Consider the following 18,916-nt stretch of genomic DNA (forward strand, 5'->3'; position numbering starts at 1 on the left):
GCTAGGGCGGGCTGCGCTGGCGGGCGCTGATGCCGGCGAGGATTTCGTCCACGTCCTGACGGACATCGATCAGCTGCTTGCGCGCGTTGGCGAGTTCGGCTTCGCCGGCGTCGGGTTTCGTCGCCTCGATCAGCGCAAGCTCGGCTTCGCCATTCTCGTGCATGAAGGCCATCGTCGCCTCGAGCAGGCGCTGCTTGTCGCCAAAAGCCTCGGCGGCGGCGATCTTCACGAGATCGGCATAGGCCTCAAGGATCGGCGCGCCGGTGCCGCCCGCCGCCTGAAAGGCGATATCGAGCTTCACGGCGGCGCGCATGGGGATGTCGCGCGCCTCGATGTCGCCTTCCTCGGCGATGTCGAATGCGCCCCATTTCTCGCACTGGCGCGGGTGCGCATATCCGGTGACGCGCGCGACCTCCGCCCAGCTGCCCAGCTGCGCCATCACGCGCGCGATCGCCGCGTCGATGGAAAGGGCGGGGCGCGGCCGCGTCATTGTCCGGCTCCCGCAGCACGAGGTGCGACCCGAAGGCGCGGGATAGACCTCGCGCCCGGCCAGGCAGCGATGGGTCCAGGGCGGCCGGAGCGCCCGAGAAAGAGAGAGCCCGCCGCCGGGTGATTGTTCACGTCATATCCGGCGGCGGCAGGTTGCCCGGCAATGGGTCCGCAACGAGTGGTGCCGGGGGTGAAGAGGTTTGGGGCGGCAGCGGCTGCCGATCGCCCGAGACGGTCGCCTGCGAAGCGAATAGCCGCGATGCATGACAGGATCATGGCCGCACGCCTTCGAGCGAATCGCCCTCGCGCAGGAGCGGCGCTTCGTCGCGCGGGTAGATGTCCGGGCGAAGATCGTGGCGGGAAATGCCGGTCGCTTCTTCGACGGCGAGGACGTGCTCGGCGGGGAGAGGACGGTTATCGCGAAGCCATCCGAAAATGACCGACTGCCGCTTTTGCAACAGACGACCAAAGGCCGACTGAGAGCCAGCGGCTCTTACCGCGAGACATAGCGGTGAATCGGATTCATGCTCTAACGCCATTCCGTTTAGCTAACGGCGGTTCGTTACCTCGTCAAACGGAAAATCGAAATTGCTGCTACCGTATTTTCGTTAGATATAATCAGCCATGACGTTAGGTGCCCGCATCGAACAGAGGTTGGGTGAAACCGGCATATCGCAGGCCGAACTGGCGCGTCGCGTTGGTATTCGTCAGAGCACCATTAACTCTTTGATCCGTGGAGAATCTCGCACTTCGCGAAGTCTCCTTAAAATCGCGCGAGAGCTCAACACCACGCCTGCATACTTAATCGGCGAGACTGACGATCCCGTGGGCGATGGACCTCCAACGCCTACGCTCGACTCTGAGTCGAAAGACTTGGTCGATTGCTTCAGCAGCCTCTCTCCCGCCGATCGGCGCGCCATCCTTCAAATAGCCCGGTCGCTGGCGGGAGGTGCACCGCCGTCCGAGACGGTTCACGCGCGCGGCGGAGGGGGAAAAGCCGCTCTTCATGACCGGCAGGAATTTAGGGGGGGAGGGTGAAGTTATTTTTCGGATTGGTGCTGCTCGCATCCGCCACGTCAGCGACCGCCGGCAAGTCACAGCAAGCGAAGGTGGACGTCGATGGGGTCATCTACCGCGTGAAGGTGACCGACAAGGGCACGCTGGTGGTCAACAAGAGCTTGGTGGTGGTCCCCACGCCGTGGGAACTCGACCAGCGACGCAAAGCAGTTGTCATGGTGACCGGCTGCCAGCTGGAAAATGCTCTTCTCTACAGGGGGGCTTTAGTCGGAAGCTTGAAGTGTCCGGAGGGAGTGCCGCCAACAGTTAAGGCGTCTAGCCCTAACATGAAGCCGTGATCGAAGCGCCCGATACCGTTGCAAATGCGCTGTCCGTGATACTGCTTTCGGATTGACCGACTCCATTATTGTTCTCCATATGTTCGCATATGGAGGATCGACGTGCGCTCGATTGGCAGCATTCTTGTGCCGGACACGATGTTCGAATGCGTGCTGCACCGGCAGGCGGTTCGTGTCGCGTGCCAGTGCGGCCATTTCAATCATTTCGATCCTGCCGGGTTGTGGTGGAAATTCCACCGGAAAGGCTGGCCGGACAGCTTCCGCGACGCGCGCGAGCGATTCTATTGTCGGCCGTGCCGCATCGGTACCGGCATGAAGCGGCGTCCCGTGATGATCGAGGCCAGCCAGGCATGGCCGATCGTCATTCTGCCAGTGCCGGACGAGCGGACGTGGAAGAACGCGCTCGCCCGGATGCGGTAAGGCGCGCACCTATCTTTCCCCCTAATTTACCCATATGTTTCAGCGCTTCAGGGAGGCATCATAGATGCAGGTCGAGGCGATCCGGCTGACGCCGACGATGGGCAGCCGCAAGGAGCAGCTGCTCGACTTCATCCGCGCCTTCTATGCAGCGCATGGGGTGGGGCCCACCATCACCGAAATGGCGAACGCCCTGCAATGCGCGCGATCGCGGATCCACGACGCCATCCGCAAGCTGGAGCGGGAGCAGCGCATCCACCGCGTGCTGGGCAAGCCGCGCGGGATCACGCCTATCAGCGGGCATGAGGAGGCGATCCGCCAGCTGCAGGCGATTGGCTATATCGTCAATCCGGGGCGGATGGAGCTCCTCGCGCCCCCGCCGCCACTGCTCGACCTGGACGAGGGCGGCCGTCTGAAAATCTGCTGAGCGGAACAGAAACGGCACTGCCGAACGCGCGCGCGCGCGTGCATCAGCGTCCGGATGATGATGCAGCCCATTCCCTCCGCGCCAACCAGCGCCGCCAACGTCCGCAAGCGCACCGATCTGGAGCAGCGCCGGTTGCGCAAGGATCGCGCGGATCTGCTGAAGCGCTGGTCGCACAAGCGGGAAGGGACGCCGGAAACGCATGAGGCGCACAGTCGCCAGCGCGCCGGCGCGATCGCGCGGCTGCATGCGTCGGGCTATCTGAGCGATGACGAGCTCGCCTGGTCGCAGGAGATCGCGGCCGCCGTCGAGCGCATCATGGCCGACGCCGGCGTGCGGACCGCCAGCCTCGAAACGCGGGTGGACACGTCCCGCCATGGTGACGCCTTCCACGAGGCGCTGTTCAGCGTGTGGATGGAGATGGCCTATTCCCGCTGGCGCGCGCAGATGGGGCCCGCCGTCGCAAAGATGGTGCTCGACATCATCGTGCGCGACGTCGGCCTCGCGCGCGCGGCCGCGCTGCATGGCATGCACCCGCGCCGCGCCCGCCGGTTGCTGACGGAAGCACTCGCGCGTTGGGCGCAGCTATTCCGCGAGGTGCGCAAGGAGGTGGACGCGGCCGACCTGGTCGCGGCCCATGCGGGACTGCTCTAGGCTGCCTGCTCCACGCGCATCCGCAGGCCGAGCGCCGGCAGCACCTTCAGCAGCGTTTCGAGCGTCGGGTTTCCCTGATCGCTGAAGGCGCGATAGAGCGCCTGCCGCTTGATGCCGGTTTCGTTCGCCAGTTCGGTCATGCCGCGTGCGCGCGCGACAATACCGATGGCAGCCGCGATCGCGCTGGCATCGCCGGACGCGAACGCATCCGCCAGTAGTTCCGCCTGATCTTCAGGATCGGTCAGATGTTGAGCCGCGTCGAACGGCTTGAGCTCTATAGTCATGGGCGGTTCCTTCCGTTCGGCGGCTCAGGGTATCTGAGCCGCCATTTCCTTTGCCCTTCCGATGTCCCGCTGCTGGCTGCCCTTGTCGCCACCCACCAGCAGGATGATCAGCTGCTGGCCCCGCTTCGTGAAATAGACGCGGTATCCGGGGCCAAAGTCGATCCGCAGTTCCGAAACGCCGCCGCCCACCGCCTTCACATCGCCCATCAGGCCGATCTGGACCCGAGCGATGCGAGCGGCGATCTTCGACTTGGCCTTGGTGTCCTTCAGGCCGTCGAACCACTTTGCGAAGGTCGGGGTTTGCTGCGTTTCCATGCCGTCACTTATATGTGACACCGGAGCAGGCGTCAACATATAAGTGACATCGGACCTGCAGAAAAATGGAGACCGGAACAATAACGGTACTCCCAAAGTGGCCACCGAAGCGGCAAAAACGACCCCGCGCTAATTGCGTCCTGAGCCCGCTGGTCCCCACGCCAGCGGGCTTTTTGCGTCGATGGAGGTTCGTCATGGCTGCTTTGCCTACCCGGCCTTCGATCCCTGACAGCCTTGAACATGCCAGCGATGCGCTGGACCGGCTGATCCGCGATGCTCGCCTTCCCCCCCGTGGCCGCCATGACCTTGCTCTGGAAGCCCTTGAAGAGCGCGCCCAAGCCATCGCGGCCTCCATCGTCGCCCCCTTTCGTGGTCAGCGTGCGCCGTCAGCGCCGCCGGTCGCCAGCGGGACGCAAGGCAACACTTCGTGGGCAGCCTGGTGAAGGAGCGGTGATGTGAACGAGGTCGATATTGCCGCGCTGGAAAGCCTAGCGCAGGGCAATGGCGAGTTGCGGGTGTCCAAGCGCCTGCTGCGAGGCATGCTCGCGAAATTGCGCGCGAACGAGGCGGCTGACCGCAGCCGCGCCATGGTTGACCGCATGATCGGGACCGTAGCAGCGTGACGCGCGTAAATGCGGCCGACACAGCGAGCGCCGGGCCCGGCGACGGCGTTGTGTCGCCGGCGAATGGCTGGCGCGAGATCGACGACAAGCGGTACTGGATCAATGCCGATGGCGGCTTGATCCCCGACGTCGCGGTCAAGGACGCCGACAAGCTGCAGGACGAACTGGTCCGCCGCATCATCGGCTTTGCTCTTCCGCTTTCCGCGCAGGTTGCGCGCTTCCGCCAGCACAGCTTCGATGACGTTGACGCCTTCGTCGCGCTGCTCGAGCAGGAATATGACGCCAAGCGCGGCGGATCGAAGGGCAATCTGACCTTCACCAGCTATGACGGGCTGCTGAAGATCACCGTGGCCGTCGCCGAGAATATCGAGTTCGGGCCAGAGCTTCAGGTCGCCAAGGGCATCGTCGACGAGTGCCTGCGCGAATGGTCGGCCGATAGCCGGGCCGAGATCCAGACGCTGATCACGCGCGCCTTTGACGTGGACAGCCAAGGCCGCATCAATCGCACCGGCCTTATCTCCCTGTTGCGCCTGCAGATCGCGGACGACCGCTGGCAGCGGGCCATGAAGGCGATCCGGGACAGCATGCGTGTCATCGGATCGAAGCGCTATCTGCGCATCCATTGGCGCGACAATGCCCAGGCCGCATGGCAGGCGATCACCATCGACGTTTCCGCCGGATGACCGGCTATCTCTTGGCCGGCGAGCGGCTGAAGCAAAGCCTCGGTCGCTCGGCCGAGGTCGCGGGATGCGCCATGCGGGTGACGGGAGAGGCGCACAAGCCTTGGGACGCCGCCATGTTCATGGGTGGCCTGCATGAGGTGACGATCGCCGTCGATGGTGAGACCGCCCGCTGGTGGCTCGATGGGCTGGACGAGTATGCCATCCATCTGCCCGGGTTCGTCCTGTCCAAGCTGGAGGTATCGACCGTCGAGGTCATCGCGGGCCAGCTGCTCGCCACGATCGAGGCCGAGACGGTGAAGGAGGCGTAGGATGCCCAAGGTCATCAAGGACGAGACCATCCATCGTCGTGACGTGAGGGTGTCGCTCGACTGGCTTGACCTCAAGCGAGCCATCATCTCCGCCAGCTTGGACGCTGCGAAGCTGACCGAGGACGAGATAGACGCAGCAACACTGGTTATCGAGCAAGAGACGCAGGGTTCACCAAGCTATTCGGTGCAGCGCTGGACCGCTAGGGTGGACCTAACCGTTGGCCTAGAGCCGAATGCCGGTTGAACGCCTGCGCGGTCGCGCCGGCCAGCGCCAGCGCCAGCGCCGCCTGAAGCGGACGAACGGGCTGTGCGAGATGTGCTTGGCTCAGGGCCGCACCGAGCTCGCCACCCGCGTCGACCATATCGACCCGCTGGCCCTGGGTGGCAGCGACGAGGACGACAACACCCGAAACCTCTGCGAGCCGCACCACAAGCAGGTCACGGCCGAGCAGTTCGGCCACGCCACCACGCCGCACCAGCGGGGCTGCGACGCGGCAGGTCGCCCCATCGACCCGACCCACCCCTGGGCCCGATGCAGGGCAGGTAGGGGGGGGTGAGGCGAAAGTCTGGGCGACCCGGGGGCGGACACCGCATCTCCGGTTCATGTGCGGCGAGAGCATTTCCAAAGTAAAAAGTTCGGGGGCTTGAGCGATGGCGCGGACGTCCGCAAAAGCAAAAGATCGGTTCCCCGAACCGGATTGGAAGGCGCTGTGCGAGGACAAGGTCGAGATCGCGGCCGCGAAAGCACATTGGGCGCGGATCATCGGTGAAATGCAGGCGCGGGAAACCTTGGCGGAAGCCAATGGTCACTCTGTGCAGCGCCTAGTGCTCGCCTACCTGAATTATGATCGCGCGGCCGCCAAGGTCGCCAAGCTCGGCGTGGTGGATGAGCCTGCAGACAATAACCCGCGCGCCATTTCCCGGCTGTCCATCCACTTCAAGGCCCAGAGCGAGGCCGAGAAGACTGCCGAACGACTGGAAGCGCAGCTGGGCCTGTCTCCGCAACGGCGCGGCAAGGTCGCGAAGGTGACGAAGAAACGGGAGCGCAGCGCTGGTGCCGACGCGTTCCTCGGGCCGAAGGGGTAAGGCCTCCGATCCCACAACCGCGTGGGCAGAGGCAGCCGTTCGTGGCGATTTCGTCGTTGGCGAATTGGTCCGTCATGCGGCCGATCGCCATCTTCGAGATTTGCGCGATCTGAAAGATTACCACTGGCGGCCAGAACTGGCGCAACGCGCGCTGGATTTCTTCCCGTCGGTATTCACCATCACGGACGGGCCAAAAGCAGGCCAGCCATTCCACCTGCTGCCTTACCACGTTTTCTGCGTCGGCTCATTGATGGGATGGGTGACTGCAGAAGGTCGCTGGCGGTTTCGTTCGGCTTACATCGAAACCGGGAAGGGCCAAGCGAAGTCGCCCATGATGGGCGGGCTGGGCATCTATGCGATGGGCTGGTGCGGCTTTCCGCGCGCACCGGTCTATGCGATCGGCGGCGACAAGAACACTGCGAACGTCCTGTTCAAGGATGCCGCCGCCATGTGCCGGGCGCAGATCCCGGGTTACGACGATGGGGAGACGCTCGAGAGTGAAGGGCATGTCGTCCTTCGGGGTGAAGGCGACAACGTCCACAAGATCGAGCATCCCACGTCTCAGTCGTTTTTCCTGCCATTGGCGAGCGGCGAAAATCAGTCAGGGCCTCGCCCGCGGCTGGTCCTGGCCGACGAGATCCACGAGTTCCGCACGGACTCGCAGCTGGTGACCTGGCGCCGAGCGATTACCAAGGTCGCGGGCTCGGCGATGCTCCTCATGGGGTCCAATACGCCGGCGACATCGCAGATCGTAGGCACGCAATATTCCGAGCTTTATCAGGCGATCGCCAAGGGCCTGAAGCGCGACGACACCGCCTTCTCATTCGTCGCCCGGGTCGACGAGAAGGACCGAAAGACTGTTCTCGAAAATGAGGCGTGTTGGATCAAAGCGCTGCCGGCGCTGGGCATCACCTACCCGATCGCCAACATTCGCGAAGAGGTTGTAACTGCCAAGACGAAGCCTTCCGAGGCGTCCTCGATCAAGCGCCTCTACTTCGGCATACCGACCGGCGCCGTCGATTTCTGGATTGCCGAGGATAAGTGGGCAGCTGTTCAGAAAGTCATATCGGCCGACGAGCTGGAAAGGCTGAAGAACTGCCGCTGCTGGCTCAGCCTCGACCTGTCGAAGAAGAACGATCTCACCGCACTTACCGCCACCTGGCTCGATGAGGACGGCAAGCTGTGGCAGAAGACCTATTACTTCACCGTCGAGGACCGGCTGAAGGAGCGAGCAAGCGCGGATAACGCACCGTATGAAGAATGGGTGGAGGAGGGCTGGCTGACGGCCACCCCAGGCACCACCATCGACTACACCTATGTAGCCGCGAAGGTCTCGGAGATCTGCGCCGGCCACAACGTTGTCGAACTGGTCTTCGACCCGGCGAAGATGGCGGACTTCGAAACCGCCTGCGAAAACATCGGCTTCGAGGTGTGGCGCTTCGAGGGCAAGGACAAACCTGCGGGCCGCGGCCTGATGCTGGTGAAGCATATGCAGGGTCCGAGGGTGAAATTCGAGGATCGGCAACTGTGTATGCCGCGGTCGATCGAACGGTTTGAGGACCGCATCCTCGACCAACAGATCGTCATCGATGCCTCGCCAATCACCTACTGGTGCGCGAGCAACGCCCACATCGCGGAAGATGGGCTGAAGAACCGCTGGTTCGACAAGAAGAAATCTCGGGGCCGGATCGACGGCCTGGTCACCAGCGCCATGGGCGCTGGCGCAGCCGACAATGTCGAGTTGGGCGGTGGCCCATCTGTTTACGAGGGCCGCGGCGCCCGCGTCCTCTGAGGAGAGTGCATGAATCTGTTCGACCGCCTCCTCGGGCGCTCGCCGGGGGCGGGTGTGCCGCGCGCGCAATCCGTGATTCCAGACGCCGGGATCGAGATCTCCACGCCCGAGCAGCTGGAGGCCGCGCTGCGGGGCGAGGCCGGGCTGACTGGTGAAGTGGTAACGCCGGAAACCGCAATGCGCATCGGAGCCGTTTTCGGCTGCGTCCGCCTGATCGCCGGCAAGGTCGCGACCTTGCCGATCGACGTGAAGCGGAGGGTTGATGATCGCACGCGCGTCGACGCATCCGACCATGCGGTTGCTCAGCTGATCCGGCGGAAGCCCAACAGCTGGCAGCGGCCAGCGCAATTCAAGCGCATGATGCAGGCGCACGTCCTGCTGCGCGGCAACGCTTTCGCGTTGAAATCTGTGTCGCGCGGTGAAGTCCGAGCGTTGATTCCTATCCATCCCGATCGGGTCACCGTCCGTCAGCGCGACGACCTGGCGCTGGAATATGATGTGGTTCGTAAAAATGGCAGCCGCATCACTGTCAGCCAGCAGGATATGTTCCACCTCTATGGCCTGACGCTCAACGGCTACAGCGGCGTGACCCCGTTGACCTATGCGAGAGAGACGATCGGCCAGGCGCGCGCGCGTGACCGGCAAGTCGCCGCCACCTTCAAGCATGGTGCGCGGCCGTCTGGCGCGGTGTCTATGCCGGATGGAAAAACGCTCAGCGACAGCGCCTATAACAACTTGCAGCGATCCCTGGAGGACTTCCGCTCGGGCGGCGACAAGGATGGCGGCGTGCTGCTGCTCGAAGAAGGGCTGAAGTGGGAGAAGATCTCGCTCAGCCCGACCGACATGCAGTGGATTGAAGGGCAGAAGCTCTCGCGCTCCGAAATTTGCATGTTCTTCGGCGTCCCGCCGAGCATGATCGGCGACAATAGCGGCTCGGACAGCAATTGGGGCACCGGCCTCGAGCAGAAGTCCAACGGCTTTGTTGCGTACACTCTCGATGATCACCTGGTCATGTGGGAAGAAGAACTGAGCGCGATGATCGCCAACCCGGAGATCTATGCGCGCTTCAATCGGAATGCCTTAGTCCGCGGCGACCTGAAGGCGCGGTGGGAAGCTTATGTGAAGGCGCTGCAGTGGGGCGTTTATAGCCCCAACAAGGTGCTGGAGCTCGAAGACGAGAACCCGCGTGAAGGCGGCGACATATACTACCCGCCGCCGAACACCGCCGGCGGCGACAGCAAGTCCAAAAAGGAAATCGAAGACGATGATGCGTAACGCGCCGCGCCTGTTCGCGAGCGCGCGCCCCGGCGCGCTCCCGCTTCCCGCCGACAAGAAGCTTCAGGCCTTCACGCCGGCGTCGGTTCTGGACCGGTATGGCGAGACTGCCGCCGGCGTCAGGGCAGTTGCCCAGGGCGACAACGTCATCACGATCTTCGACAGCATTGGTGAGGATTACTGGTCCGGCGGCGGGGTGACGGCGAAGAAGGTTACCTCACAGCTGCGCGCGATCGGCGACCGCGATGTGGAAGTCCATATCAACAGCTATGGCGGCGATCTCTTCGAGGGTTTTGCCATCTTCAACGTTCTTCGGGAGCATCCGAAAAACATCACTGTGAAGGTGATGGGAATGGCCGCGTCGGCTGCGTCGGTTATCGCCATGGCGGGAGACACGGTGGAAATCGGCGCCGCAAGCTTCCTCATGATCCACAATTGCTGGGTCATCGCCATGGGCAACCGGCACGATATGGCCGAGACCGCCGAATGGCTCGCCCCCTTCGACGCCGCCATGGTGGACGTCTATGCCGCGCGCTCGGGGTCGGACCCCGCAGATATCGGTAAGTGGATGGATGCCGAGACCTTCATGTCGGGCAGCACTGCCATAGAGCGCGGCTTTGCGAACGCGCTCCTCTCGGCCGACCAGCTTACCGTCGACGAAAGCGCCCAAGCCGAGGATCGGCGGATCAACGACCTTCGCGCGATGGAGCTCGCTCTCGTCGCCGCGGGCATGACGCGCACACAGGCGCGCGCCCGCATCAAAGCATTGAAGGGCACGCCGGGCGCTGCCCTCGAATCGGACGTCACGCCTGGCGCTGGCGACCCCAAGCTCAGCGAGGCCCTGAAGGGGCTCCTCGCTTCCTTCAAATAGGGAGTTTCCCAGCATGAAAATGACTTCTCTGGCGGGCGCCGTCGCCCGCACCGTCGTCGCGTCCGCCCGTCCTTCGGCGATCCCGGCGAACCCGCTGCCCACGCCCCGTGCCGTCATCGTCCTGCCCCGCGCGGACAACGAAAACCCGATGACGCTCATCCAGCAGATCCAGGCCGCCGTGACCGAACTGCGCCGCAAGCAGGACGAGGCCGACGAGGGCCGCACTACGCAGGCGGAAGTCGATGCGCTGATCACGCCGATCAATGCCGAAATCGACCGGCTGTCGGCCGCTCTTTCTGCGGCGCAGCTTGGAGGCGGCGCGAGCGACGGCCTCAGTGCCGACGAGCGTCAGCATAGCACCGCCTTTGCGACCTGGTTCCGCCGTGGCGATGTCGATGCAGATCTGGGCCAGCTTTCGGTCAACGCTGCCCTGACGACCCAGTCCGATCCAGACGGCGGTTACCTTGTTCCTGTCGATTGGGAGCAGGGCATCGATCGCGTGCTTGGCACCATGTCCGTGATGCGCCAACTGGCGCGCGTCATTTCCGTTGGCAGCGGCGGTTACCGCAAGCTGGTCAATGTCGGCGGCGCGACGTCGGGTTGGACCGGCGAAGAGGATGCGCGCGCCTCCACCAGCACGCCGACACTGCGTGAGCTCTCCATACCGTTTGGGGAAATCTACGCCGAACCGGCGGTGACCCAAACCTTGCTGGATGATGCGCGGTTCGACGTCGCGGGCTGGCTCGCGGACGAGCTCGCGATCGAGTTCAGCGAGGAGGAAGGTGCATCGTTCATTTCCGGCAACGGCAAGAACAAGCCGCGCGGCATCCTCGCTTATGATACAGTCGCCAATGCGAACTACGCCTGGGGCAAGGTCGGCTTCGTGAAGACCGGCGCAGCGGCGGCTTTCGCCTCGACCAATCCCGCCGATGCACTTATCGACCTGCTGTTCGCGTTGCGGCAGGGATACCGCAACGGCGCCGCCTTCCTGACTTCGGATTCCGTCATGGCCGAGATCCGTAAGTGGAAGGACGGGCAGGGCAATTATCTGTGGGCTGCGCCCACTGCCGCCGACCAGGTTGGCACCATCCTGGGCAAGCCCGCCTACACCGATGACTATATGGATGGTCTTGCCGCGGGCAAATTTCCTGTCGCGGTGGCCGACTGGAAGAAGGCCTACACGATCGCCGATCGCCGAGGAACGCAGCTGCTGCGCGACCCCTATACCAACAAGCCCTTCGTGAAGTTTTACACGACGAAGCGGGTCGGTGGCGGCATCACCAACTTCGAGGCCATCAAGCTCCTGAAGTGCTCCGCCTGATCAACTGATCGGGCCAGCTTTCTGGCTTTCTGGCTTTCTGGCCGCCGGCGCGCCGCCGGCGGCTTCCTGCTTCCTCAATTCTGGAGAAAATCCATGAAGGATCTTCACTCCGCCATTCTGGCGACCCTTGCGTTCGCGCCTGCTGTACTGACCGACGATCCTGTGCCGATCGCCATCGATCTTCTCGGATACGATGCTGCCGAGATCCTGCTGGCGGTCGGCGTCGGCGGCATCAATTTCAGCGGCACGAACAAGATCGAGTTCAAGCTGACGCATTCCGACGATGACGTCACCTACACCGCTGTCGAGCTCAAGGACGTGCTCGGCGTCGCGGCCGTGGCCAATGGCGGCATCATCAAGGCCCTTACCAGTGCGCACGCGGCCGCTGCCGCCTATCGCTTCGGGTACAAGGGTGGAAAGCGCTTCCTCAAGCTGCTGCCCGACTTCAGCGGCACCCACGGCACCGGCACGGCTCTGTCCGCCATCGTCCTGAAGGGACATGGCCACGACAATCCGCAGCCGAATCAGGCCTGATCTGGCGGGCGGGCTTCCTGAGCCCGCCCACTTCTAGGAGGCACGATGCCCGGCTTTATCGACCTCGCGGACGCCAAGCTGCATCTCCGGCTCGACGAGACCGAAGAGGACATGGAGATCCAACGGCTGATCGACGCCGCTGCCGCACATATCGGCTCGATATATGGGGTCGTGGCGGCGCAGGAGGTGAATTTCCAAATCGACCACTTCGCCGCTAATGTCCGCGTGCCCTATCGCCCGGTCGATGGCGAGACGATCATCGTCCGATATCTCGATGCGCTTGGCTCCGAGCAGGTGTTCGAAGACTTCCGCGCCTATGCGCGGGACGGATGGACATGGCTGCAGCCCAAGGTCAGCAAGGCTTGGCCCTCAATCGCGCCCGTCGAGGGAGCGATCGCCATAACCGCGACGGCAGGATATTCGCCTGCCAATGCACCCGCCGACTTGGTCCACGCTTCGCGCCTGCTGGTGGATCATTGGTACAATAATCGGGATGGAACCGATCTCCCTCCTGCCGTGGACAGCCTCCTCAACCATTATCGCTTTCGGCGCGTCTGATGGCGATCGCTCCCCTGAAGACTGGTGATCTGCGTCACAAGATCATCATTCGGCGCGTCATCGAGGAAGATAACGGCAAGGGCGGCTACACCAGCGAGTGGATCACGGTCGCTTCCCCCCGGGCCGAAGTGATTGGACTGACGGGCCGCGAGGCCGTGATGGACCAGGTGCTTCAAAGCATCACGGTCTATCGTATCCGCATCCGCTGGCGCGGCGACGTACAGGCTGCTGACCAGGTGCGGCACGGATCGGTGAACCTCAACATCACATCGGCCGACGATCCGGACGGCAAGCGGCGGCAACTCGTCATCATCGCCACGACTGAAGGGGTGAGGGCTGACGCTCCATGATGCAGCATTCGCGGCTGGAAGGGACGGAGATCCTTCTCCGCTGCTTCGACCAGATCTCGGACGCGGCTCGCGACCAGCTAGGCGTCGAACTGGCGATTATCGGCCGCGAGCTCCGCGACCGCCAGCGCGCGGCCGCGCCGGAGGACACAGGCGCGCTCCGCGGCGGGCTGGGCGTCTGGCTGATGCTCGAGCAGCTTCGGGTGCGCATCGGCGTCATCGGCCAGCGCAACCGGCGATCGCGCAAGCGCAGCTACGGCGATCTCTTCTACGCCCGGATCGTCGAATTCGGCCGCAGGGCGCAGACGGTCATCGTCCAGCGCCGGCGCCGGGTGAAGGTCGATATCGGCGACGGGAAGCAGAAGGCGATTCTGCGCACCTCGCGCCGGCGGAAGCTCGCGGCCGATATCGCCACGACCTATTCGATGAAGGTGAAGGCCCGCGCGCCGCATCCCTTCATCTTCGTCGAAGGCGCCCAGGAGACTGCCACCCAGCGCCTGGTCAACTTCTGGGACCAGACACTTTCGCGCGCCGGAGCCTGACGCATGACCGATATCGTCGACCTGATCACGCCAACGCAGGACGCGGTGATCGCCAAGCTGAAGGTTGGCGTGCCGGCGGAATTGGGAACCGTTCACCAGCATGTGAAGCAGGACACGCCGCCGCCCTTCGTGATGGTCGGGTCGATCGACGCGACCAACGAGGGAAGCAAGGGCGCGCAGTCCGAAAGCATGCAGGTCGAACTGCATTTCGTCACACGCGGTCCAAGCCGCGCGCCGTTGCTGGCGCTGATGGGCGCTGCCCGTGCCGCACTGGAGGGCGCGGACTTGGAGGCGGACGGCGTGCGCTTCGAAACGCCAAATTTTCTCGGGTCCACCGTCAGCAATGCCGGTCCGGACGGCGTCACCTACGCCGGCGTCAGCACATTCGAATTCATCGCAGAGCCGGCGTGACCGGTAAGGAGACAATATATGGCCAACGAATATGGTAAGGACTGGCGCGTTTGCATCGGCAACGCCGCAACCCCGACGGAGGTTTTCACGGCGCTGGGCGGTGAAACCGGCTTCAGCTTCCGCCGCTCGTCGCAGGAAATCGACCTGTCCGACAAGGACTCGGGTGCCTATGGCAGCACCAGCTACGGCCAGCAGCGTATTACGATCAGCCCTTCGGGCAACCTGAAGCTGCCGGATGCCGCCTTCAAGCTGCTGTCCGATGCGTCCAAGGCGTCCCCGCCCGAGATCAACATCCAGATCAAGAAGGGCAGCGTGATCAAATTCCATGGCCGCGTGGGCATCGGCAACTTCTCGTCCGAGCATCCGCAGACCGGCGCCGTCACCTTCAGCTGCGATCTGTCGAACATCGGCGCGCCGATCGTCGATGATCTGACCGCGACCGGCTCCTGATGGCGACGCGGAACAGGGCGAGCCGGCGCGCCGCCAACGCGCAGCGCGGCGAGCATGAGCTCGCGCTCGCCGGCGTCACCTATCGGCTTCGGCCGTCCCATGATGCGATCGTCGCCATCGAGGACGTCACCGGGCGCAGCGTCATGGATCTGTATCGAGCCGGCAATGTCGGCGCGCTCACCCTGACGCAGATGGGCCAGATCGCCGGCGAACTGATCCGCGCCGGCGCCGAAGACGGGGACGAGCTCACCTCCCAGGTCGATGACGAACGCATCGGCCAGCTGATCTTCGAGGAAGGCGTTTTTCGCGCGATGGCGCGCCTGACGCTTTGCCTGGTCGACGCGGCGTCGGGCGGTCGCACCGCATCGGGGGAAGCCAAGGCGGCACCAGCGAGCCCGAAAAGGACCGCTGGCGCCGCCTGATGGGCCTCGCCCTCGAAAATTTCGGGTGGAGCGCCGACCAATTCTGGTCGGCCACGCCCCATGAATTCTGGTCGATGATCGACGCGCGGATTGCCGCGAACAAGCAACGGGGGTAATTGGATGGCAGGCAGGGGAAACCGCCGCGATCTCTACCTTCAGGTGTCGGGGGACGTCAGCGGCCTGCGCACTGCGATGACCGCCGGCAAGACGGTCATCAACGACTTCAGCGGCGCTGCCATCAACGTGATCGAGCAGGTCGAGAAGGAACTGGCGAAGGTCGGCACGTCGGGCCTGCCCGGGCTGAAGCAGACGGAGCGTGCCTATCAGGACACGTTCCGTCGCATCGCCGATTCCGCCCGCAATGCGGCCAACGCGCCCAGCGATCAGGTGGCCGCGCAGATCCTCGACGCCAACGCGACGCGTGAGGCCGCTGCGGCGGCGACGGCGAAGGCGCAAAGCCTCCGCATCCTTGCGGAGGCGGCGGGCCGCGCCGACCAGGCCACCGGCGGCAATTCGGCCGCGACGCGCGCGTATGCCGTCGCCGCCGCCACCGCCGCGGTGAATGCAGAGCAGGAAGCCGACGCGCTGCGCGAGCAGCTGGCGGTGCTTCAGGCGGTGGAGCGCGAGCTCGGCGTCAACACCGCGGCCCATAGCAAGCAGGTGGCCGTGTCGGGTCAGGCCCGCGCCGGCTATCAGCAGCTGTCATACAATCTCGGCGATATCGCCACTCAGTATGCGGCGGGCACTTCCGCATCCATCATCTTCGCGCAGCAGTCCGGGCAGGTTGTGCAGGCGATCGGCCTCATCACCGGCGAGAGCAAGGGCCTGCTTGGGTTCTTGGGAGGGCCGTGGGGCATCGCCCTGACTTCCGCTGCCGTCATCATGACGCCGTGGGTCGCCAAGCTGCTCGAGGGCAATGATGCGCTCGGCGAGGCCATCGACAAGCTGAAGAAGGATGCGCAGGAGGCGGAAACATCGCGACAGGCACACGCGGCCTATTCATCCACCCTCGAAGGCCAGATCGACGTACAGCGCCGTCTAAATGAGGAATTGGAGCGCGGCCTAAAGAGTCAGCGCCAGATTAATCGTGAGAAGCTTCAAACCGGCCTGGATGACCAAGCGAAAGCGATCCAGCAACTTACCAAGGCCGAGAACCAGCTTGCCGCAGCGCGTACAGCCGCAGCAAAGGCCCGTGAAGATCGGAGCAACCCTGCTTACAAGGATCCGCGCCTTTCGGCTGCAGCCGATGCACGCGTCGAGGCAGCGGACGCGCGTATCAGGACTGCCGAGGCCAAGCTAGCGGCGGCCACCGAGCAGCGGGATCGGGCTGCTCGTGGGGTCAGGGCGGCGAACATCACGATCGCTGCGGACGAAGCGAGGGCGGCTGCCGATCCGATCGCCGCAATCAACAAGCAGTATGATGATATGGCCGACGCCGCCAAAGCGGCGGCGCTGGGGAATGACAAGCTAGCTGCCAGCATCCGGGGAACGCTTGACGATATCGAAAAGCAGCGCGCAGCTGCGGTAAAAGCAGAGCAGGACAAGCAAGCCGCGCAGAAGCGATCGGAGACCGACGCACGCAACGGCCGCTTCACGCCGAAAGAGATCGGCGGCCTCCTGACCGACAAATATGGCGGCACCATCACGTCGACCACCGGCGGGAAGCATGTCAACGGATCCTTCCACTATCGCGGCCAGGCCGTGGACTTCGTCCCCCGCGGCGGCATGGGCTCTGTCTCCAAAGAAGAGATCCGCGCCTACCTTCAGAGCCAGGGCGTCGACATCAAGGAACTGCTCGGCCCGGGCGACAAGGATCATGATGATCATTTCCATGTCGCGTTCGGCAAGACGCGTCGCCGCAGCGATGCGATCGCGCGGTCGGCCGAAAGCGCCGAAGATCGCCAGACCCGCAATGACGATGCCTATGCTTCGCTGCTGAGCCGGGTGAAAGACCAGCAGCTGCGCATCGAGCAGGGGCGGCTCGTCTCCATCAGCGAGATCGCCGCCAACGATCGCCAACAGGTCGACCTGGCACGGGAGGATATCAACCGCGCGGCGGACAAGGGCGTTGCCCTCGATCAGTGGACACAGGCGCAGGCGGATGCGGTCAAGCTGATCGCGGCGCAGAATGCCGAAACCGAAAAAGCCGGCATCACCGAGCGCGAACAGGTCGCGCTCCGCCAGCAGTCCCTCGACACCGAAATTGCCCAACTGGACGGGCAGGCGGAACTGCTCCAGCTACAGGGCCAGCTTGCCGGCACCGCGAAGGAACGCCGGCGCATCGCCCTGCAGCTGCTCGAGATCGAGGGGAAGCAGGCCCGCGCAGCCATCCAGCGTCAGCTTGAGGGCGAAAAGGATCCTGTCCGCCGTGCCCAACTGGCCGACGAATATAGTTTCCAGGCGCGATCCGAGGCGATGCGCCGCGAGGTGCTCAACCGGCAGAATGCCAGCCCCATGGATCGCTACCAGCAGGAGCTCGCCAATTTCGATATCGATGACGAGCTCGAGACGGCCGAAGTACGCTTCTTCGAAAATCTGAACGACGAGCTTGCCGAAAGTGCGACCCGGTTCCTGAAGCTGAAGGGTGTCGCCGGCGATTTCTTCAATCAGCTGATCGCCGACGTCATTCGCCTGCAGATCCGACAGGCGGCATCCGGTGGCGGGCTGCTTGGCGGCCTGTTGAAGCTGATCGGTGGGGCGTCCGGCGCGAGTGGTCTGGGCGGTGTGTCGGCCGAAGCGAGCTCAGCCATTGCGGGCCAGGCCGCGGCGATCGAGATCCGCAACCTGCGTGGCTTTTCCATTGGCGGATGGACCGGCCACGGCCGCGGCAAGGTCAAGGGCGTGGTGCATGGTGACGAATATATCTTCGACGCCGATTCCACCGCGCGGATTGGCGTCGGCACGCTCGACGCGCTGCGCGCCGGCACGTTGACGAACCAGGTGCCCGCAATGCCCAGCGTCGCGGCGGCCGAGCGCGCGCTGGCAAGCGCGCCGGCCTTCGTGCGCATCGAGGTAGGCGCCGGCCAGTTGTTCGAACCGACTATTGCGTCGGTCGCGGGTAACGTCTCTGCGCAGGTGGCCGCTTCGACCGCGCCGGTGATGATTGGCGCCGCCAGTGGCGACGCGCAGGTCTCCCTGGCTCGGAAGGCAAGGCGGCAGATCCGATGAGCATCCTCCTGCCGGCAAAGCCCGCGATCCGCCGCATGCGTCCGATGGTGGTTTCCTTCGGATCGACGTTGACGCCGTTCCTGGGCGGGCCCACGCAGCGTATCCTTCGCCTGGGCACCCGTTTCGCCATGCGCGTCACCATGCCGCCGATGCGGGCGGAAGTGGGCCGCCAGTGGACCAGCGCGCTCGCGCGCGGGACCGAGGCGGGCGTGCTCATGCCTATCGTGCAGGACATCGATGTCGGCAACCCGGGCGCGCCGCTGGCGTCGGCCGCGGTGACCGCCGGCATGCTGCTCCCGATCAAGGGGCTTACCCCGGGTTATGCGGCGAAGGACGGCCAGTTCCTGTCGATCGTGCATAATGGGCGCCGCTATCTGCATATTTTCGCGGCCGACCAGGTCGCGAATGGAAGCGGCGTGCTCAATGCGCTGATCTGGCCGATGATCCGGACGGGCCTGTCGGTCAACGACGTGATCGAGATCGCGCAGCCGAAGATCGAGGGCGGGCTCGACGAGGCGTTCGAATGGGACGTGCTCACCGAGCCGTGGATCCAGCTGCCCGACTTCACCATCCGCGAAGACGCGTAG

At 64.3% G+C, this 18,916-nt stretch carries 30 protein-coding genes; 26 read left to right on the plus strand and 4 right to left on the minus strand.

The window, feature by feature from the left end; translation table 11 throughout:
* Position 1 precedes the first annotated feature (1 nt).
* Together ACFQ24_RS02005 and ACFQ24_RS02010 are read right to left on the minus strand one after the other, a co-directional pair.
* Positions 2-490 (minus strand): hypothetical protein, encoded by a 489-nt coding sequence (locus tag ACFQ24_RS02005; RefSeq protein ID WP_380908696.1) that lies wholly within the window; start codon positions 488-490, stop codon positions 2-4.
* A 271-nt stretch (positions 491-761) separates the two neighbouring features.
* Positions 762-1,028 carry a transcriptional regulator gene (locus tag ACFQ24_RS02010; protein ID WP_380908698.1) on the minus strand — a complete coding sequence of 89 codons (267 nt, stop codon included), beginning with the start codon at positions 1,026-1,028 and terminating at the stop codon, positions 762-764.
* Between the two features lie 85 nt (positions 1,029-1,113).
* Here ACFQ24_RS02010 and ACFQ24_RS02015 point away from each other — a divergent pair, with 85 nt between their 5' ends.
* The 5 genes from ACFQ24_RS02015 to ACFQ24_RS02035 all read left to right on the plus strand — a co-directional run bounded on the left by ACFQ24_RS02015 (position 1,114) and on the right by ACFQ24_RS02035 (position 3,339).
* The gene (locus ACFQ24_RS02015; RefSeq protein ID WP_380908700.1) at positions 1,114-1,527 is read left to right on the plus strand and encodes a helix-turn-helix domain-containing protein; all 414 of its coding nucleotides are present in this window, start codon (positions 1,114-1,116) and stop codon (positions 1,525-1,527) included.
* On the plus strand, positions 1,524-1,844 hold the full coding sequence (locus ACFQ24_RS02020; protein ID WP_380908702.1) for a hypothetical protein: 321 nt from the start codon (positions 1,524-1,526) through the stop codon (positions 1,842-1,844). The genes ACFQ24_RS02015 and ACFQ24_RS02020 overlap by 4 nt, the downstream gene beginning before the upstream one ends.
* A 102-nt stretch (positions 1,845-1,946) precedes the next feature.
* On the plus strand, positions 1,947-2,264 hold the full coding sequence (locus tag ACFQ24_RS02025) for a hypothetical protein (RefSeq protein WP_380908704.1): 318 nt from the start codon (positions 1,947-1,949) through the stop codon (positions 2,262-2,264).
* Positions 2,265-2,328: 64 nt separating this feature from the next.
* Positions 2,329-2,688 carry a LexA family protein gene (locus tag ACFQ24_RS02030; RefSeq protein ID WP_380908706.1) on the plus strand — a complete coding sequence of 120 codons (360 nt, stop codon included), beginning with the start codon at positions 2,329-2,331 and terminating at the stop codon, positions 2,686-2,688.
* Positions 2,689-2,742: 54 nt separating this feature from the next.
* Positions 2,743-3,339, plus strand: coding sequence for a hypothetical protein (locus ACFQ24_RS02035; protein WP_380908708.1), 597 nt, complete (start codon positions 2,743-2,745; stop codon positions 3,337-3,339).
* Here the strand turns inward: ACFQ24_RS02035 and ACFQ24_RS02040 are convergent.
* Together ACFQ24_RS02040 and ACFQ24_RS02045 are read right to left on the minus strand one after the other, a co-directional pair.
* Positions 3,336-3,623: an addiction module antidote protein gene (locus ACFQ24_RS02040; protein WP_380908710.1), complete on the minus strand. Its 288-nt coding sequence runs from the start codon at positions 3,621-3,623 to the stop codon at positions 3,336-3,338. The genes ACFQ24_RS02035 and ACFQ24_RS02040 overlap by 4 nt on opposite strands.
* A 24-nt stretch (positions 3,624-3,647) precedes the next feature.
* Positions 3,648-3,938, minus strand: coding sequence for a type II toxin-antitoxin system RelE/ParE family toxin (locus ACFQ24_RS02045; RefSeq protein ID WP_380908712.1), 291 nt, complete (start codon positions 3,936-3,938; stop codon positions 3,648-3,650).
* Between the two features lie 194 nt (positions 3,939-4,132).
* On the opposite strand from ACFQ24_RS02045, the gene ACFQ24_RS02050 reads away from it, so the two are divergent.
* The 21 genes from ACFQ24_RS02050 (at position 4,133) to ACFQ24_RS02150 (ending at position 18,916) form a co-directional block, all read left to right on the plus strand.
* On the plus strand, positions 4,133-4,381 hold the full coding sequence (locus tag ACFQ24_RS02050) for a hypothetical protein (protein WP_380908714.1): 249 nt from the start codon (positions 4,133-4,135) through the stop codon (positions 4,379-4,381).
* A 12-nt stretch (positions 4,382-4,393) separates the two neighbouring features.
* Positions 4,394-4,561 carry a hypothetical protein gene (locus ACFQ24_RS02055; protein ID WP_380908716.1) on the plus strand — a complete coding sequence of 56 codons (168 nt, stop codon included), beginning with the start codon at positions 4,394-4,396 and terminating at the stop codon, positions 4,559-4,561.
* The gene (locus ACFQ24_RS02060; protein ID WP_380908718.1) at positions 4,558-5,244 is read left to right on the plus strand and encodes a DUF3164 family protein; all 687 of its coding nucleotides are present in this window, start codon (positions 4,558-4,560) and stop codon (positions 5,242-5,244) included. Before ACFQ24_RS02055 ends, ACFQ24_RS02060 begins: the two co-directional genes overlap by 4 nt.
* Positions 5,241-5,552 (plus strand): hypothetical protein, encoded by a 312-nt coding sequence (locus ACFQ24_RS02065; RefSeq protein WP_380908720.1) that lies wholly within the window; start codon positions 5,241-5,243, stop codon positions 5,550-5,552. The genes ACFQ24_RS02060 and ACFQ24_RS02065 overlap by 4 nt, the downstream gene beginning before the upstream one ends.
* A 1-nt stretch (position 5,553) precedes the next feature.
* Positions 5,554-5,796 carry a hypothetical protein gene (locus tag ACFQ24_RS02070; protein WP_380908721.1) on the plus strand — a complete coding sequence of 81 codons (243 nt, stop codon included), beginning with the start codon at positions 5,554-5,556 and terminating at the stop codon, positions 5,794-5,796.
* A gap of 70 nt (positions 5,797-5,866) precedes the next feature.
* Positions 5,867-6,109 carry an HNH endonuclease gene (locus tag ACFQ24_RS02075; RefSeq protein ID WP_380909034.1) on the plus strand — a complete coding sequence of 81 codons (243 nt, stop codon included), beginning with the start codon at positions 5,867-5,869 and terminating at the stop codon, positions 6,107-6,109.
* A 94-nt stretch (positions 6,110-6,203) separates the two neighbouring features.
* Positions 6,204-6,638 carry a P27 family phage terminase small subunit gene (locus ACFQ24_RS02080; RefSeq protein ID WP_380908723.1) on the plus strand — a complete coding sequence of 145 codons (435 nt, stop codon included), beginning with the start codon at positions 6,204-6,206 and terminating at the stop codon, positions 6,636-6,638.
* Positions 6,607-8,430, plus strand: a complete 1,824-nt coding sequence (locus ACFQ24_RS02085; RefSeq protein WP_380908725.1) for a terminase large subunit — start codon at positions 6,607-6,609, stop codon at positions 8,428-8,430. Before ACFQ24_RS02080 ends, ACFQ24_RS02085 begins: the two co-directional genes overlap by 32 nt.
* A 9-nt stretch (positions 8,431-8,439) precedes the next feature.
* Positions 8,440-9,705: a phage portal protein gene (locus ACFQ24_RS02090; RefSeq protein WP_380908727.1), complete on the plus strand. Its 1,266-nt coding sequence runs from the start codon at positions 8,440-8,442 to the stop codon at positions 9,703-9,705.
* Entirely contained in the window at positions 9,695-10,576 is an 882-nt protein-coding gene (locus tag ACFQ24_RS02095; RefSeq protein WP_380908729.1) for a head maturation protease, ClpP-related, read from the plus strand. The genes ACFQ24_RS02090 and ACFQ24_RS02095 overlap by 11 nt, the downstream gene beginning before the upstream one ends.
* Positions 10,577-10,589: 13 nt before the next feature.
* A complete protein-coding gene (locus ACFQ24_RS02100; protein ID WP_380908731.1) occupies positions 10,590-11,897 on the plus strand; it encodes a phage major capsid protein in 1,308 nt (435 codons plus the stop codon).
* Positions 11,898-11,990: 93 nt separating this feature from the next.
* Positions 11,991-12,431, plus strand: a complete 441-nt coding sequence (locus tag ACFQ24_RS02105) for a hypothetical protein (protein ID WP_380908733.1) — start codon at positions 11,991-11,993, stop codon at positions 12,429-12,431.
* Positions 12,432-12,476: 45 nt separating this feature from the next.
* Positions 12,477-12,989 (plus strand): head-tail connector protein, encoded by a 513-nt coding sequence (locus tag ACFQ24_RS02110; protein ID WP_380908735.1) that lies wholly within the window; start codon positions 12,477-12,479, stop codon positions 12,987-12,989.
* Entirely contained in the window at positions 12,989-13,339 is a 351-nt protein-coding gene (locus ACFQ24_RS02115) for a phage head closure protein (protein WP_380908737.1), read from the plus strand. Before ACFQ24_RS02110 ends, ACFQ24_RS02115 begins: the two co-directional genes overlap by 1 nt.
* Entirely contained in the window at positions 13,336-13,878 is a 543-nt protein-coding gene (locus tag ACFQ24_RS02120) for a hypothetical protein (protein ID WP_380908739.1), read from the plus strand. The genes ACFQ24_RS02115 and ACFQ24_RS02120 overlap by 4 nt, the downstream gene beginning before the upstream one ends.
* Positions 13,879-13,881: 3 nt before the next feature.
* Positions 13,882-14,289 carry a DUF3168 domain-containing protein gene (locus ACFQ24_RS02125; protein ID WP_380908741.1) on the plus strand — a complete coding sequence of 136 codons (408 nt, stop codon included), beginning with the start codon at positions 13,882-13,884 and terminating at the stop codon, positions 14,287-14,289.
* A gap of 18 nt (positions 14,290-14,307) precedes the next feature.
* A complete protein-coding gene (locus tag ACFQ24_RS02130; RefSeq protein ID WP_380908743.1) occupies positions 14,308-14,739 on the plus strand; it encodes a phage tail tube protein in 432 nt (143 codons plus the stop codon).
* Positions 14,739-15,161, plus strand: a complete 423-nt coding sequence (locus tag ACFQ24_RS02135) for a hypothetical protein (protein ID WP_380908745.1) — start codon at positions 14,739-14,741, stop codon at positions 15,159-15,161. Before ACFQ24_RS02130 ends, ACFQ24_RS02135 begins: the two co-directional genes overlap by 1 nt.
* Positions 15,161-15,277: a phage tail assembly chaperone gene (locus ACFQ24_RS02140; protein ID WP_380908747.1), complete on the plus strand. Its 117-nt coding sequence runs from the start codon at positions 15,161-15,163 to the stop codon at positions 15,275-15,277. Before ACFQ24_RS02135 ends, ACFQ24_RS02140 begins: the two co-directional genes overlap by 1 nt.
* Before the next feature lie 4 nt (positions 15,278-15,281).
* The gene (locus ACFQ24_RS02145; RefSeq protein WP_380908749.1) at positions 15,282-18,329 is read left to right on the plus strand and encodes a hypothetical protein; all 3,048 of its coding nucleotides are present in this window, start codon (positions 15,282-15,284) and stop codon (positions 18,327-18,329) included.
* Positions 18,326-18,916 carry a hypothetical protein gene (locus ACFQ24_RS02150; protein ID WP_380908751.1) on the plus strand — a complete coding sequence of 197 codons (591 nt, stop codon included), beginning with the start codon at positions 18,326-18,328 and terminating at the stop codon, positions 18,914-18,916. Before ACFQ24_RS02145 ends, ACFQ24_RS02150 begins: the two co-directional genes overlap by 4 nt.

The sequence above is a fragment of the Sphingobium olei genome, from assembly GCF_042678845.1.
Taxonomy (GTDB): domain Bacteria; phylum Pseudomonadota; class Alphaproteobacteria; order Sphingomonadales; family Sphingomonadaceae; genus Sphingobium; species Sphingobium olei.